The sequence below is a fragment of the Anaerococcus prevotii DSM 20548 genome (assembly GCF_000024105.1).
GTDB classification, from domain to species: domain Bacteria; phylum Bacillota; class Clostridia; order Tissierellales; family Peptoniphilaceae; genus Anaerococcus; species Anaerococcus prevotii.
On the sequence record NC_013171.1, the window covers coordinates 319,942 to 333,902 of the forward strand.

The following is a 13,961-nucleotide window of genomic DNA, read 5'->3' on the forward strand; positions in this document are numbered from 1 at the left end:
AAGTTAAAGTTAGTGAGGGTTTATGCAGACTAGATTAATGAATATGGTAATGATTTGTGATGAAGTTAATGATAGGGTTCTTGTTCTTGACAAGGTAAAAAAGTATGGCCGGGAGGGGCTTACCTTTCCTGGAGGCAAGGTCGAGGAAGGGGAGAGCCTTACCGATTCTGTCATTAGAGAGGCCAAGGAGGAGACTAATCTCGAGATCGAAAATCCTAAGCTTGTTGGTCTTATAACTTGGATTGTCGAAGGAAGGCGTGATATGGGATTTCTCTTTAGGACAAGTGACTTTAAGGGAGAGCTTATCGAAAATAATAGGGAAGGTAGGCTCTTCTGGGATTCTTATGATAATATGAAAAAAAGCGATGGGCTTTCTGAGTCAATGGATAAGATTTTTGAGATTTATGAAGGGAAATTCCAAGAAATCACCTGGTTTTATGATGAGGGAAGGCTAATCTATCAATAGAATATATTGAAAAAAACCCTAGCTCCTGTTATAATTAAGTAAATGTATGGCTAGGAGCATAACAGTTAATTTGAAGTGAAAGAGAGAGTAATATGATTTTAGATAAAAACAACAAGGACTTAGTTAAAAAATACAATGATTTTATCAAGAATTCGCCATATGGCAACTTCATGCAGGATATGCGCTGGGCGAATATCAAGGCTAATTGGGAAAGCGTCTACTTCTATGTCGAAGAAGATGGCGAAATCAAGGGAGCCCTTTCAGTTATATATATAAGAGATGGAAAGGTCGGCAAGAACTTCTTCTATGCTACGAGAGGACCTGTCTGTGACCTAAGAGATATAGAATTGGTGAAGAAATTAATCGATGAAGCGAGTGCCTTTGCTAAGGAAAATGATGGCTTCCTCCTTCGTATAGACCCATTAGTTCGTATGGATGAGGATTTAGTTAAGCTCTATGCGGAAAACGGAATTACTATCCGTCACGATAAGACTACTTCATCTCAGCCCCTTCTTAACATGGTCCTAGACATAGACGGAAGAGACGGGGAAGAGATTTTCAAGAACTTCTCCAAAAATACTAGAAAACACACTAGAAAATCCTACAGGGACGGAATCGAGACCAGAGAAGTCGGGGAAGAAGGAGTGGATATCCTCTACAAGCAAGTAGTAGATACTGCCGAAAGAGCTGGAATAAATCATAGACCTTACGAGTATTTCAAGGCTCTTTATGATAATTACAAGGACGAGATAAGACTTTCAGTTTCTTATCTAGAAGAGACTCCACTTTGCTCATCTATGTTAATCTGCTATGGAAACAGGGCCCTAGCCCTTTATGGTGGTTCAAGTGATGAGCATAAGGACATGGGTCAAAACTATCAGATAAACTACGAAGAAGTAAAATATGCTGCTGAAAAAGGCTATGACCATTATGATATGGGAGGAATTTTCGAGGCTGATGATTCCGACGGACTTTACAGATTTAAGAGGAAATTTACAGAAGAAAATGTAGAAAATCTCATAGGAGAAATCGACATTGTCCTAGATGAGAAGCTTTATGATGAATATATCAAGGAGAAAAATCCTCACTTCAAGAAAGAGGAAGAAAAGGAAGACTAGTGAGTCTAATAGAAATCAGAGGGCTTAAGAAATATTACAAGCTAGGTGGTAATATCATAAAGGCCCTGGATGGGATAGACCTAGATATAGAAAAGGGCGAGTTTGTGGCTCTTTTGGGAACGAGCGGTTCGGGTAAGTCTACCCTACTTAATATGCTCGCAGGTCTTGAAAGACCGACCAAGGGATCTATAAAATACGGAAATATCTCCCTAACCGACCTTAACGAGGAACAGATTACTAAATTTAGAAACCTAAATATAGGCTTTGTCTTCCAATCCTACAATCTCCTTCCTTATCTATCAGCCTGGGAGAATGTCTCCCTTCCCCTAACCTTCAAGGGACTTAGTAGGGAGGAGAGAAAGAAGGAGGCCTACAAGATCTTAAAGGAAGTGGGTCTTTCTGATAGGATGGACAACAAGCCAAACGAGCTTTCCGGTGGTCAGCAACAAAGGGTCTCCATAGCCCGTGCCTTTGTCGGTCTTCCAAAGATTATCTTTGCCGATGAGCCAACAGGAAATCTCGACACCAAGACGAGCTTTGAGATTATGAATCTTATCAAAAAGATTACCAAAGAAAACCAGCAAACCTTTATTATGGTAACCCACGATGACGAGATGACCGAGTTTGCTGACAAGGTGCTTTTTATGAGAGATGGACGTTTAGAGAAAATTCACGAAAAATACACAATTGACGAGGTACTAGAAAATGATGGCGAATCTTAACCCGACAGAAACTACAAATACAGCTGAAACTTCCTCTGGCCAAGCTAGCCCAGGGGCAAATGATATAGGCTCTTCCCAAGGTCCTATCAAAAATCAACCCAAGCTTATAATCTCAGACTATGAGCTTAGCCCAACTATAGCAGAGGCAGGGGAGAACTTCGACCTATCCTTTACCCTCTATAACACTAATAACGAAAACACTATCTATAATCTCAAGGTTACCCTAGAGCAAACCCTGGCATCCGCTCCACAAAATACGAGCACTGCCAACAATACCCTAGTATCGGACGGATCTGTCTTTACACCAGTTGATAGGTCAAATACCTTCTATGTAGCGGCCCTCTACCCTTGGGATTGGACTAGTAAATACATAACAATGAGCGTCCTACCAAATGCAACTCCAGGTCCTTATGTGGTAAATCTCACAATGGAATACGAAGACTATTGGGGAAACCAATACAAGAGCACAGAGACTATAGGCATCCCTGTAGCCCAAAGGTCTGGGGTGAATTTCGGCAAGGTCAAATTGGGAGAGCTAAATGCCAATACTCCTGGATCTTTATCTGTAAATATTTATAACACAGGAAAAGACAATCTCGATACGGTAATGGTAAGGGTCAAGGGAGATGGCTTCGACGTAGATGAAAACGAGAGATTTATCGGAAACTTCAATGCAGGAAGCACGGAGACCTTCTCTTGTAACATAACTCCTAAATCTGAAGGTAAGGTCTCTGGAACTATAGAGATAATCTACGAAGACTCCAGGGGCAAGGCCTACAAGAAGACTAAGGAATTTAGTACTGAGGTAATGGGAGGATTTGAAGGAGAAAACGGAATGATCGATCCTGAAACAGGAGAGATGATAGGAGAGGCTCCTCCAATGGAAGAAAACTCATCAGTACTTTCGTCTCCATTTATCTGGATAGGAATTATAGTCCTTGCAGCCCTCCTTCTCATACTTTTGAAGAAGAAAAGAAAGGCTAAAAAAGACGAGGAGCTAATAATAGACGATGAAGATTAGTGACAGATTCCAGATGGCCCTAAGAAACCTCGTCAGAAGGAAGTCTAGGACGGTTCTAACCGTTCTATCCGTAGTTATAGGAGCAAGCTCCATAATCCTAATGATAGCCTTCGCCCTGGGGATCAATCAACAACAGAAGGATATGGTTGAATCATTCGGAGGTCTTACTTCTATTACAATCCTCACGGAAAATAATGGGGGTTCGACTAAGGTTGACCAGGCAAGTATTTCGAGACTTCAAAGCATAGACGGGGTCAAGGTCGTAGTTCCCTTCAAAAGCTTCTATAGCGAAATAAAAATTGAAGGAGAAGATGATTATAGCCTTGATAGCCAAATCCAAGTAATGCCTGATGATGTAATCGATAAGCTTACAGGAGATATGTTTAGCTCAGGTTCTAAGATGAATAGGACTGATGACAATAAGATTATCCTAGGATCTGAGGTTAGGCCTATGAAGATGGTTCGCGAAGGAGGAGGTTACTCCGGAGAGCCTGTAGAAGATTTCGACTACAGGGGCCATAAGTATTTTATAAGACTGGGTTGGCAGGATGAAAACGACGATGGGGTCAATTTCGGAAATGAAAATCAGGAAAATGGTGAAGAGAAAAAACCGACCTATGCGGATATTCCTGTAGAGATTTCAGGAACTCTAAACTCCAAGTCCTTTGTAATGGGCTGGTCATCAGTGATTAACGAAAGCCTCTACAAGAAGCTCCAAAAGGAAGATAAGAAACTAGAAAGCCCACAGCTTAACCAAAACTTCGGCCCAGACGGCAAGCCAGTAGAGGTCAAAAATGATGGACAGATCAGCTATGATAATCTAAATGTTGTAGTAGAAGATGTTGAAAAGCTAGAAGATGTAGAAACTGCCATAAGAAAGGCGGGCTTTCAGACCCAATCATCTGCAGGATCTGCCGAAGAAATTAAAAAGACCAGTATGATTGTAACCCTTATACTTGGGGGAATCGGCTCCGTTGCCTTTATAGTTTCGGCTATAGGAATAATCAACACCATGCTTATGAGCATCTACGAAAGACAAAAGGAAATCGGAGTTATGAAGGTAATAGGTGCTTCCATCAACGACATAAGGTCCATGTTTCTAATAGAATCAGGATTTATAGGATTCTTCGGAGGAATTGTGGGACTTATAATTTCCCTACTTATAGGAGGTGTGATAAATAAACTCGCCCAAGGATCGGGGATCTTTATGGGAGGGGGAGAAGATGCTAAAATCCTCCTAATTCCAATATGGCTAGCCCTAGTAGGAGTTGGCTTTTCATCAATGGTAGGAGTCCTTGCAGGCTACATTCCAGCCAGAAGAGCAACCAAACTATCAGCCATAGAAGCTCTAAGAGCAAATTAAGCAGAGAAATCTGCTTTTTTTATGCCAAAAAATTATCATTGGGTATAAATATAAAAAGCGAGGAGGAAGAAATGACTAAATTAAGTACAGAAATCAAAAAATATCTAGATGAAAATAAACTTAGCCTAGACGATATAAGAAGTGATCTTGCTACTCTTGACGTAGACCTTGTAGGCGAAATGCTGGAAGATAAGGAGAACACTTATGTAATCAAGAGGTCTGGATCTGTCGAAAAATTTTCTAAAGACAAGATAGAAAGATCTATCAAAAATGCTGCAGGAGATGAGAAGGCAGCCATGAACACATCTGATCTTGCGATAATTGTAGATGATGTATTGGATACCCTAGACTCTGACCCTAGAAAAGTCTATAAGACTAGCGAGATTAAAAACTATATCAAGGATTCCCTGCTTAAGGAAGGCTACTCAAAAGTATATGATTCCTTTATATCTTACATCAAGGAAGATTAATGAACATAAAGATAGTCGCAGTAGGAAAGATTAAGGAGAAGTTCTATAGGGATGCTATAGATGAATATATCAAAAGGATGGGAGCCTACAATAATATTGAAATTGTAGAAGTGGCAGATATTATGGCGCCCGAAGGCCTTTCTGAAAAGGAGCTTGAAGATATAAAGGATAAGGAAGGGGAAAAGATCCTATCCAAAATCAAGGACGGAGCCTTCCTTGTGACTTTAGAAATCCTAGGTAAAGAGATGACTAGCGAGGACTTCGCAGACTTTATCAAAGATGAGATGCTTATGGGAGGGGGAAGAGATTTAGTTTTTGTAATAGGCGGATCGAATGGTCTTTCCAAAAATGTAACGGGGCGTGCTAATAAGAAGCTTTCCTTTGGCAAGTTTACCTATCCCCACCAGCTTATGAGAGTTATCCTTTCAGAGCAAATATACAGGGCCTTTAGGATAATAAATAACCATCCTTATCACAAATAAGAAGGAGTTTTGATGAATAAATTTTTAGTTTTAGTGGCAAATGGCAACGAGACAATAGAGATATTTACAGTAATTGATTATCTTAGAAGAATTGGAGTTAAGCTTGATATAGCATCTACCGAGGAAAGTAAAGAGCTTAAGACAAGTCAGGATGTTTCCTTTAAGGCAGATATTAGCTTTTCTGATATAAAGGAAGAAGACTATATGGGAGTCTATATTCCAGGAGGCACAAAGGGCGCCTATGCTATGAGGGATAATGAAAAAGTCTTAGACCTTCTAAGAAGATTTAACGATGCGGGAAAAATCATAGGAGCAATTTGTGCAGGACCAGTAGTCCTCAATGAGGCAGGAATTTTATCTGACAAAAAGGCCACATCCTTCCCAGATATGAAAGATGAGATGGACCAGACAGGGGAGTATGTAGATAATGAGATTGTAGTGACAGATGGCAATATCACCACAGGAAGGGGAGCTGCCGTGACCAACTACCTTGCCCTAAGACTTGCTTATATAATTGGAGGAGATGAGGCAGTAGTCAAACTTAAACACGGCACTCAACATGAGGCAGTCGAGAAATATTTTGGCTTTGAATACTAAAATTAGCTAAAAATAAATAAATTAAGAGTCGCCCTTAGGGGCGATTTTCTTTTGGTCTTAAGTGGAAAATCCTAAATATCCTAAGAAAAATTAATAATGAGAATACTAGCCTTATAAAAATATCTAAGGCTTATCATCCTAGATCTATTCTCAACTAGCCATATGTTTACTATTTAAACTTCTTAAGATTCTAAGGAAAATCTAATTGATAAGAATCTCAAGAAGCTTGCTATAAGGGCAAGATTTCTGTAAAGGAAAGAGACGAGGAATTTTCCTCGTCTTCTCATTCCAGTTAAAGATAAAATCAAGAGTCTTTATTTTAACCTTATTTATTTTCGATTTCCTTTATTAATTCATTTATATCTTTCTTATTAATCCTAGAAATTCCTGAGTTTTCGCTGTCAAACTTCTTGTTTTCTATAGGATGACCATATTCGTCTTCCATTACTTCAAGGACCCTATTTCTACAGAAGGCTCCTTGGCAAAAGCCCATACCGCAGCGGGTTCTTCTCTTGACTGCGTCAAAACTTGTAAGTTCGATTCCTCTATTAAGAGCATCTCTAATGGTCTTCTCACTTACTTGCTCGCACCTACAAACAAGTCTTTCTGGATCTCCCAAAGGGAGGTCGACCTTATCTTTTACTTTGTTAAAGTCTTCAAGGTCCTTATACTCGATTATTGGCTTTCTATATGGATTATAGGATGGATCGTCTTCTAAGCTTAGTCCAATATCAACTAGGATATCTTCGACCATCTCTGCTATTGCAGGCGAAGAAGTAACACCAGGAGATTGGATGCCGACAACATTTATAAAGCCATTAGTCTTAGTATTTTCGATTATGAAATCTCCAGTTGAAGATGCTGGTCTAAGTCCTGTGAAAGATCTTATAAATTCCTTTAAGTTTAGGACATCTTCTTTGACAGACTTTTGTGCTAGCTTATAGATTTCTTCTAGTCTTTCTGTGTGGGTACCTAGGTCAATTTCTTCCTCATCTATTGCATCAGGGCCGATCAAGATATTGTTATGATAGGTCCTAGTTACAAGAATACCCTTAGACTTAGGACTAGGTGTTTGGAAAAGGACCTGCTTAATGCGAGATCCAGTTCCCTTTTGCATGATTAGATACTCGCCGCTTCTTGGGTGAATATCAAAATCTGTTTGAGTAATCATAGAAGAAACCTTGGCACCATTAAGTCCAGTCGCATTTATAACAAATCTTCCTTCGAAAGATTCGCCCTTATCTGTCTTAACTTTAAATACATCTTCTTCTTTTTCGATTCCTACGACTTCACTATTAAGTTTTAGCTTTAAGCCATTGTCCATGGCATTTTCTACTAGGGCTATTACATATTCATAAGGAGAGCAAACTCCCGCACCCTTACAGTATAAGGCGCCTATTGCATCATCGGATACATTTTCTTCGATCTCGCGAAGCTTTTCTTGACCTATGATTTCTATATCATCGAGGCCGTTTTCCTTGCCCATTTGATAGAGGACATCAAGCATTTTCATATCGTTCTCATCGAAGGCTAAAACAAGAGAACCATTGGCCAAAAAGCCAAAGTTTAGCTCTTCGTTGAGTTTTTCGAAAGAAATTCTTCCAGGATAGCATAACCTACCCCTAAGCTCCTTGCCGCTTTCTGCATATCCTCCATGGACTATGGCAGAGTTGGCCTTGCTTGCGCCCATAGATACGTCGTTTTCTTTCTCAAGAAGGAGTATATCAAGTTTGTAACGGGATAGCCTCCTGGCAATGGAGGCCCCGCACACGCCTGCTCCTATTATAATTACATCAAACATAAACTCACTTCCTATTTTCTAATTTCTATAAATCTTATATAAAGATAAAGTTATAGATTACTACTGCTAGTAGACCACCTAAGATTGGTCCTACTACTGGAATCCAAGAATATCCCCAGTTAGGGTCTGCCTTGTTTTTGAATGGAAGTACTGCATAGGCAATTCTTGGTCCAAGGTCTCTGGCAGGATTTATGGCATAACCTGTTAGTCCACCCAAAGACATACCGATTGAGACGATTATTCCGAATACTAAAAACTTATCAACTCCGACAGTTCCTGCTCCGTCTACTTGAGAAAGACCTAGGATAGCAAATACTAGTACGAAAGTACCGATGATTTCTGAAAGTAGGTTTCTAAAAGTATTTGGTATAGTTGGAGCTGTACAGAAAGTAGCTCTTACAGTGAGTGGTTCATCGCTAGTTGCATCGTAGTGGTCTTTAAAGAGAATATATACCAAAACAGCACCAACGAAGGCACCAGCCAATTGAGCTATGATATAAGCTGGTAAGTCAGAGTAAGCGACATCTCCCTTAAAAGCTAAGGCGATTGATAAAGCTGGGTTAAAGCTTGCGCCAGATAGTTTTCCAAATATAAATGCAGGGACTAGTACTGCAAGACCCCATGCAAATGTGATTTGGACAGAGCCTCCACCTTTTTGTCCACTCTTATTGAGTAAAACGTTTGCTACTACGCCGTCACCGAGTAGTATAAGAATCATTGTTCCGAAAAATTCACCCATTATAATATCTCTCATAAATTCCTCCTAATATAGATATCAGATAAGTAAACAAAAAGCAACAAGTAAAATATATTGTTGCCAGGCTCCTCGGATATTAAATTGTGAAAACATTTACACTTATAGTATAGCATGGACTTTAAAAAATATCAAGTATTTTATTTAAAATTTAAATCAAACATAGAAATTTGATAAAAGCTAAAATTTACACATAAACTATGGACAAAATATGAGATATATTATATGATTATCATGTAACTAAACAAGCATAATTAGGGAGGAATATATGAAAATTAGTAAAATTATGTCTGTTGTTTCTGCACTAACTTTATCACTTGCACTAACTTCTTGTGGAGGAGATACAGCAAATGATAAGAAGGATGATAATGCAAAGGCTCCTGCTGAGACAAGCGAGACAGCCGAAAATAAAGCAGAAGAAAATAAGGATGGCGAAGCTGAAACTCCTACTGGTGAAACAGTAAAAGTTACTATGGTAACTGACGAGGGTGGAGTTAACGATAAGAGCTTTAACCAATCAGCTTATGAAGGACTTAACGCTTACAAGGATGAAGGAAAATCTGACTTCGATTATATAGAATCACACTCAACAGCAGAATACCAACCAAACCTTGAATCTGCCCTAGATAGTGAATCAGATCTAATCCTAACTGTAGGTTACGCTTTATACAACGATACAGTTACTGCAGCTAAGGAAAATCCTGAACAAAAATACGCTATAATCGACAATGCAAATATCGATAAGGCAGAAAATCTATTAGGTATTACCTTTGCTGACCACCAAAACTCATTCTTAGTAGGATATATTGCAGGAATGAAATCAGAATCTAACCACGTAGGATTCGTAGGTGGACAAGTATCAGACGTAATTGACAGATTTGAATATGGTTTCAAGGCTGGTGTAAAACAAGCTGCTAGAGAAAAAGGTACTGACATCAAGGTAGATGTACAATACGCAAACAGCTACTCAGACCAAGCTAAGGGTAAAAACATCGCTAACCAAATGTATCAAGAAGGTGCAGATGTTGTAATGCACGCTGCTGGTGGAGTTGGTATCGGAGTAATCGAAGCTGCAAAAGAAAACGACAAATGGGTTATCGGAGTTGACCGTGACCAATCAGAAGAAGCACCAGATCATATGCTAGTTTCTACAATCAAGGGTGTAGGCGATGCAGTTAAACTTGTAATCGACGGACTTAACAAGGGTGAATTCGAAGGTGGTACAACAAAAGAATTTACACTTGCAGATGGAAAAGCAGTTGATATTGCTTACGCTAAAAACGACCTAGTTAGCCAAGAGGTTAAAGACAAGGTAGAAGAATTGAGAAAAGAAATCGTTGATGGCAAAATCGAAGTTCCACAAAACGAAGAAGAATTCAATTCTATGGGATATGATAAGTAAAATTTAAAATTAGCAGACTTGCTCCTGAGCATTCGGGAGTAAGTTTTCTGTCTTTTTTTTATAATATTTTTTAGATTTATGATATGATAAAGGTAGAAAGTTATTAAGGGGGAAACCTATGAAAAAATATTTTGATAAGGCCCCAGTTGTAAGTATGAGAAACATCACAAAGCGCTTTGGCTCTAAGGAAGTCTTGACAAATATAAACTTTGACCTTCACAAGTGCGAGGTCCACGCTCTCCTTGGAGAAAATGGTGCAGGCAAGACAACGCTTATGAATGTTCTCTACGGCATGTTTCCACCAAACGAGGGAAGTATTACAATTAATGGCAAGACCTTTGCTTCTATGACTCCTAAAAAGGCAATCGAAGCGGGAATTGGTATGGTGCACCAGCACTTTATGCTTATAGAGCCCTTGACTGTAACAGAAAATATTATCCTTGGCTATGAGAAATCCAAGGGATTATTCCTCGATAGGAAAAAGGCTTACGCTGAGGTAGAAAAGATAAGCAAAGAGTACAACCTAACAATCGACCCTAAGGCAAAGGTCGAAGACATATCAGTAGGTATGCAACAAAGGGTCGAAATCCTAAAGGCCCTATATCACGGGGCAGATATCCTAATCTTTGATGAGCCTACGGCAGTTCTTACCCCACAAGAGATTGTGGAATTTATAGAAATAGTCAAAAGACTTACCGAGCTAGACAAGTCAGTCATAATTATAACTCACAAATTATCTGAAATTAAGGCCATGGCTGATACTTGTACCATAATTAGGAGAGGTAAGTTTATAGACAAGGTCGATGTCAAAAGCGTTGACGAAAACATCCTAGCTGAAAAAATGGTAGGCCGTGATGTAAGCTTTAATGTCGACAAAAAAGCAATCGAAAAGGGCGGAGTTGTCCTAAATATCGAGGACTTATGGGTTAAGGATAAGAGAGGAATTGATGCTCTAAAAGGCCTTGACCTAAAGCTTCACGCTGGAGAAATTCTAGGAATTGCTGGAGTTGATGGCAATGGACAGACAGAATTAATCGATGCCATAACTGGAATGACTAAGGCAAATAGAGGAAGCGTGAACCTAAATGGAGTAGATATAACCAACGCTTCTACGAGAAAGATCCTTGATACTGGTATGAATTCTATCCCAGAAGATAGGCAAAAGAGAGGACTTATCCTAGAATATCCTATAAAGGACAATCTAATACTCGAAAGAGTAGGAGAAGAGCCATTTTCTACAAAAGGAAGACTCAACTTCAAAAACATAGACGATAATGCCAAGGATTTGGTAGGGAAATTTGATATTAGACCAGACGATATAGAAGAAAAAGCGATAAGCCTTTCTGGTGGTAACCAACAAAAGGTAATAATCGCAAGAGAGATCTCAAATAATCCTGACGTCTTAATAGCAGCCCAACCTACTAGGGGACTTGATGTAGGAGCTATAGAATTTATACACCAATATCTAGTGGAGCTTAGAAATCAAAACAAGGCAGTACTTCTTATAAGCTTCGAGCTTGATGAGATAATGGACTTATCAGATAGGATCCTCGTAATCTATGATGGTAAAATCGTAGGAGAAAAGGACCCTAAAGAGACAGACGAGTTTGAAATAGGAAGACTTATGGCAGGAGGTATCGATGACAAATAAAGTAAATAGAAGAAAAAGCTTAGGCTCATCTAAGATACTTTTTACCATAATATCAATACTTTTGGGACTTTTGGTAGGAGCCTTGGTTCTTGTAATAGCAGGATTTGATCCAATCGAAGGCTTCAAGAATCTATTCTTGGGAGTATTTAAGAGCCCAAGGAATATGGGATGGGCAATTGTAACATCGACCCCTATTATTATGACTGGTTTGGGTGTTGCCTTCGCCTTTAAGACTGGACTTTTCAACATGGGAGCAGAGGGCCAATTTATAATTGGAACTGTAGTAGCCTTTCTTGTAGGCTATAATCTAAATCTACCTCCAGTTCTACTTCCTATAGTAGCCATAGTCCTTGCCATGGTTATCGGAGCAATTTATGGAGCTATAGCTGGTTTTATCAAGGCGAAATTCGGCATCCACGAGGTAATCTCTACTATCATGCTCAACTGGATTGCCTTTTACTTCCAAAACTTTGTAGTTTATAGATTTAGACAACCAAACTCTATGAGTTCCTTCGATGTGGCTGATAATGCAAAGATTACCCTCTTTACTGACGCTGCCAAGAGATTCGATGGATTTTTCTCCAAGTTTTTTAGGGCGCCAATCCACTGGGGAACTATTATAGCCATAGTTGCTGTGATTGTTGTTTGGTATATCCTGAATAAAACAACCCTAGGTTATGAGCTAAAGGCAGTAGGCCTCAACAAAGAAGCAAGTCAATATGGAGGAATCAACGCGGGAAATAAGATTATTCAATCTATGGCGATTTCTGGAGCAATATGCTCACTTGCAGGTGTGACCCAAGTTTTAGGCTTTACCTACAACCTATCGATCCTATCTTCCATGCAAAACTTTGGTTTCGATGGCTTGGCTGTTTCTCTTCTTGCATCAAATAATCCTATTGGAGTAATATTTTCAGGACTCTTCTTTGGATCTTTGAAATATGCAGGAGGCAATCTCCAAAGAACTATGGGAGTTCCAAGCGAAATTATCTCAATTATTATTGGAACTATTATCCTCTTTACAGCTGTGCCTTTGGTATTTAGAATAATAAAGGCAAAAATTAGAAAGAAAAATTCTAAAAAGAGAAATGAAAAAACTGCTGTAGACATGTCTTATGTCAACAAAGAGATAGAAGAAAAGAAGGAGGAATTATGATTAATCTTACAATCTTAGCCCTAATCATAGGAAATACCTTCTCGAATGCTGCCCCAGTTCTACTTACTGGACTTGGCGGAATGATGAGTGAAAAATCCGGTGTTGTAAATATCGGTCTTGAGGGAATGATGACTATAGGAGCCCTAACTGGTGCGGTCCTAGGCTACTATGTAGGTAATCCTTGGCTAGCCTTCTTAGGAGGAGGTCTTGCTGGAGCATTTTTTGGTCTAATCCATGCCTTTGTCTCTGTAAGTCTTGCTGGAGATCAGACTATATCAGGTATAGCAATAAATACCCTTGCTCCTGGTCTTGCGCTTTTCCTATCGAGATTGTTCTTTAGTGGAGCGACCCAAACTCCTTCAATCCCACTCGAAAATAAGATACCAAGACTTTTTAGGGGAATCTCTTCTAGCCAAGTCTTTGACAATATTTTTGGCCAATATGCGACTGTATATTTATCACTAATCATGGTAGTGGTCTTGTATGTTGTACTATATAAGACTAAAATAGGACTTAGGGTTATAGCTGTTGGAGAACATCCAAAGGCAAGTGAGAGTTTAAATATCAATGTAGTAAAGGTAAGATATCTTTCAGTAATATTTTCTGGCTTTATGGGTGGCCTTGGAGGAGCTAGCATGTCTCTTGCAGTAGTTTCATCCTTCTCGCCAACCCTAATCGCAGGTCAAGGATACATCGCCCTTGTTACTGTAATATTTGGTAACTGGAAGCCACAGGGAGTGCTTGTAGGATCCTTATTCTTTGGCTTAGCTCAGGCAATTGCAACCTACCTAGGTTCAACCTCAATCGGCATCCCAATAGAGTTTATTTCAATGATCCCATACATCGCAACCCTCCTTATCCTTATAATATTTAAGGGAAGAAGCTATGCACCAAAGGCGAGCGGTAAGCCTTACTTTACAGTAGAAGATGTATAAAATATAAGAAAATTTTGGGCCTC

The 13,961-nt window shown here is 39.3% G+C and carries 14 protein-coding genes; 12 read left to right on the forward strand and 2 right to left on the reverse strand.

The window, feature by feature from the left end; genetic code table 11:
* The first annotated feature begins 22 nt into the window (after window positions 1-22).
* From APRE_RS01565 to APRE_RS01600, 8 genes are all read left to right on the forward strand, one after another.
* Window positions 23-466 (forward strand): 8-oxo-dGTP diphosphatase, encoded by a 444-nt coding sequence (locus APRE_RS01565; RefSeq protein WP_015777249.1) that lies wholly within the window; start codon window positions 23-25, stop codon window positions 464-466.
* Window positions 467-558: 92 nt separating this feature from the next.
* The gene (locus tag APRE_RS01570; RefSeq protein ID WP_015777250.1) at window positions 559-1,584 is read left to right on the forward strand and encodes a lipid II:glycine glycyltransferase FemX; all 1,026 of its coding nucleotides are present in this window, start codon (window positions 559-561) and stop codon (window positions 1,582-1,584) included.
* Window positions 1,584-2,306: an ABC transporter ATP-binding protein gene (locus APRE_RS01575; RefSeq protein ID WP_015777251.1), complete on the forward strand. Its 723-nt coding sequence runs from the start codon at window positions 1,584-1,586 to the stop codon at window positions 2,304-2,306. Before APRE_RS01570 ends, APRE_RS01575 begins: the two co-directional genes overlap by 1 nt.
* On the forward strand, window positions 2,290-3,327 hold the full coding sequence (locus tag APRE_RS01580) for a COG1361 S-layer family protein (protein ID WP_015777252.1): 1,038 nt from the start codon (window positions 2,290-2,292) through the stop codon (window positions 3,325-3,327). The genes APRE_RS01575 and APRE_RS01580 overlap by 17 nt, the downstream gene beginning before the upstream one ends.
* Window positions 3,317-4,690 carry an ABC transporter permease gene (locus tag APRE_RS01585; RefSeq protein WP_015777253.1) on the forward strand — a complete coding sequence of 458 codons (1,374 nt, stop codon included), beginning with the start codon at window positions 3,317-3,319 and terminating at the stop codon, window positions 4,688-4,690. Before APRE_RS01580 ends, APRE_RS01585 begins: the two co-directional genes overlap by 11 nt.
* A 71-nt stretch (window positions 4,691-4,761) precedes the next feature.
* Window positions 4,762-5,160, forward strand: a complete 399-nt coding sequence (locus tag APRE_RS01590) for an ATP cone domain-containing protein (protein ID WP_015777254.1) — start codon at window positions 4,762-4,764, stop codon at window positions 5,158-5,160.
* Window positions 5,160-5,642, forward strand: a complete 483-nt coding sequence (gene rlmH / locus APRE_RS01595; protein WP_015777255.1) for a 23S rRNA (pseudouridine(1915)-N(3))-methyltransferase RlmH — start codon at window positions 5,160-5,162, stop codon at window positions 5,640-5,642. The genes APRE_RS01590 and rlmH overlap by 1 nt, the downstream gene beginning before the upstream one ends.
* A 12-nt stretch (window positions 5,643-5,654) precedes the next feature.
* Entirely contained in the window at window positions 5,655-6,239 is a 585-nt protein-coding gene (locus APRE_RS01600; protein ID WP_015777256.1) for a DJ-1 family glyoxalase III, read from the forward strand.
* Between the two features lie 325 nt (window positions 6,240-6,564).
* Here the strand turns inward: APRE_RS01600 and APRE_RS01605 are convergent, their stop codons facing one another.
* Both APRE_RS01605 and APRE_RS01610 read right to left on the reverse strand, forming a co-directional pair.
* Window positions 6,565-8,040, reverse strand: coding sequence for an NAD(P)/FAD-dependent oxidoreductase (locus APRE_RS01605; RefSeq protein ID WP_015777257.1), 1,476 nt, complete (start codon window positions 8,038-8,040; stop codon window positions 6,565-6,567).
* A gap of 34 nt (window positions 8,041-8,074) precedes the next feature.
* Window positions 8,075-8,794: an MIP/aquaporin family protein gene (locus APRE_RS01610; protein ID WP_015777258.1), complete on the reverse strand. Its 720-nt coding sequence runs from the start codon at window positions 8,792-8,794 to the stop codon at window positions 8,075-8,077.
* Window positions 8,795-9,062: 268 nt separating this feature from the next.
* On the opposite strand from APRE_RS01610, the gene APRE_RS01615 reads away from it, so the two are divergent.
* The 4 genes from APRE_RS01615 (at window position 9,063) to APRE_RS01630 (ending at window position 13,938) form a co-directional block, all read left to right on the forward strand.
* The gene (locus APRE_RS01615; RefSeq protein ID WP_015777259.1) at window positions 9,063-10,196 is read left to right on the forward strand and encodes a BMP family lipoprotein; all 1,134 of its coding nucleotides are present in this window, start codon (window positions 9,063-9,065) and stop codon (window positions 10,194-10,196) included.
* A gap of 118 nt (window positions 10,197-10,314) precedes the next feature.
* Entirely contained in the window at window positions 10,315-11,847 is a 1,533-nt protein-coding gene (locus APRE_RS01620) for an ABC transporter ATP-binding protein (RefSeq protein WP_015777260.1), read from the forward strand.
* Window positions 11,837-13,003 carry an ABC transporter permease gene (locus APRE_RS01625; RefSeq protein WP_015777261.1) on the forward strand — a complete coding sequence of 389 codons (1,167 nt, stop codon included), beginning with the start codon at window positions 11,837-11,839 and terminating at the stop codon, window positions 13,001-13,003. The genes APRE_RS01620 and APRE_RS01625 overlap by 11 nt, the downstream gene beginning before the upstream one ends.
* Window positions 13,000-13,938: an ABC transporter permease gene (locus APRE_RS01630; RefSeq protein ID WP_015777262.1), complete on the forward strand. Its 939-nt coding sequence runs from the start codon at window positions 13,000-13,002 to the stop codon at window positions 13,936-13,938. The genes APRE_RS01625 and APRE_RS01630 overlap by 4 nt, the downstream gene beginning before the upstream one ends.
* Window positions 13,939-13,961: the final 23 nt, after the last annotated feature.

Excerpts from the sequence above, each read along its gene's own strand:
- APRE_RS01565 (WP_015777249.1), top strand. The coding sequence starts at position 23 with ATGCAGACTAGATTAATGAATATGGTAATGATTTGTGATGAAGTTAAT.
- APRE_RS01570 (WP_015777250.1), top strand. The coding sequence starts at position 559 with ATGATTTTAGATAAAAACAACAAGGACTTAGTTAAAAAATACAATGAT.
- APRE_RS01580 (WP_015777252.1), top strand. The coding sequence starts at position 2,290 with ATGATGGCGAATCTTAACCCGACAGAAACTACAAATACAGCTGAAACT.
- APRE_RS01585 (WP_015777253.1), top strand. The coding sequence starts at position 3,317 with ATGAAGATTAGTGACAGATTCCAGATGGCCCTAAGAAACCTCGTCAGA.
- APRE_RS01590 (WP_015777254.1), top strand. The coding sequence starts at position 4,762 with ATGACTAAATTAAGTACAGAAATCAAAAAATATCTAGATGAAAATAAA.
- rlmH (WP_015777255.1), top strand. The coding sequence starts at position 5,160 with ATGAACATAAAGATAGTCGCAGTAGGAAAGATTAAGGAGAAGTTCTAT.
- APRE_RS01600 (WP_015777256.1), top strand. The coding sequence starts at position 5,655 with ATGAATAAATTTTTAGTTTTAGTGGCAAATGGCAACGAGACAATAGAG.
- APRE_RS01605 (WP_015777257.1), bottom strand. The coding sequence starts at position 8,040 with ATGTTTGATGTAATTATAATAGGAGCAGGCGTGTGCGGGGCCTCCATT.
- APRE_RS01610 (WP_015777258.1), bottom strand. The coding sequence starts at position 8,794 with ATGAGAGATATTATAATGGGTGAATTTTTCGGAACAATGATTCTTATA.
- APRE_RS01615 (WP_015777259.1), top strand. The coding sequence starts at position 9,063 with ATGAAAATTAGTAAAATTATGTCTGTTGTTTCTGCACTAACTTTATCA.
- APRE_RS01620 (WP_015777260.1), top strand. The coding sequence starts at position 10,315 with ATGAAAAAATATTTTGATAAGGCCCCAGTTGTAAGTATGAGAAACATC.
- APRE_RS01625 (WP_015777261.1), top strand. The coding sequence starts at position 11,837 with ATGACAAATAAAGTAAATAGAAGAAAAAGCTTAGGCTCATCTAAGATA.
- APRE_RS01630 (WP_015777262.1), top strand. The coding sequence starts at position 13,000 with ATGATTAATCTTACAATCTTAGCCCTAATCATAGGAAATACCTTCTCG.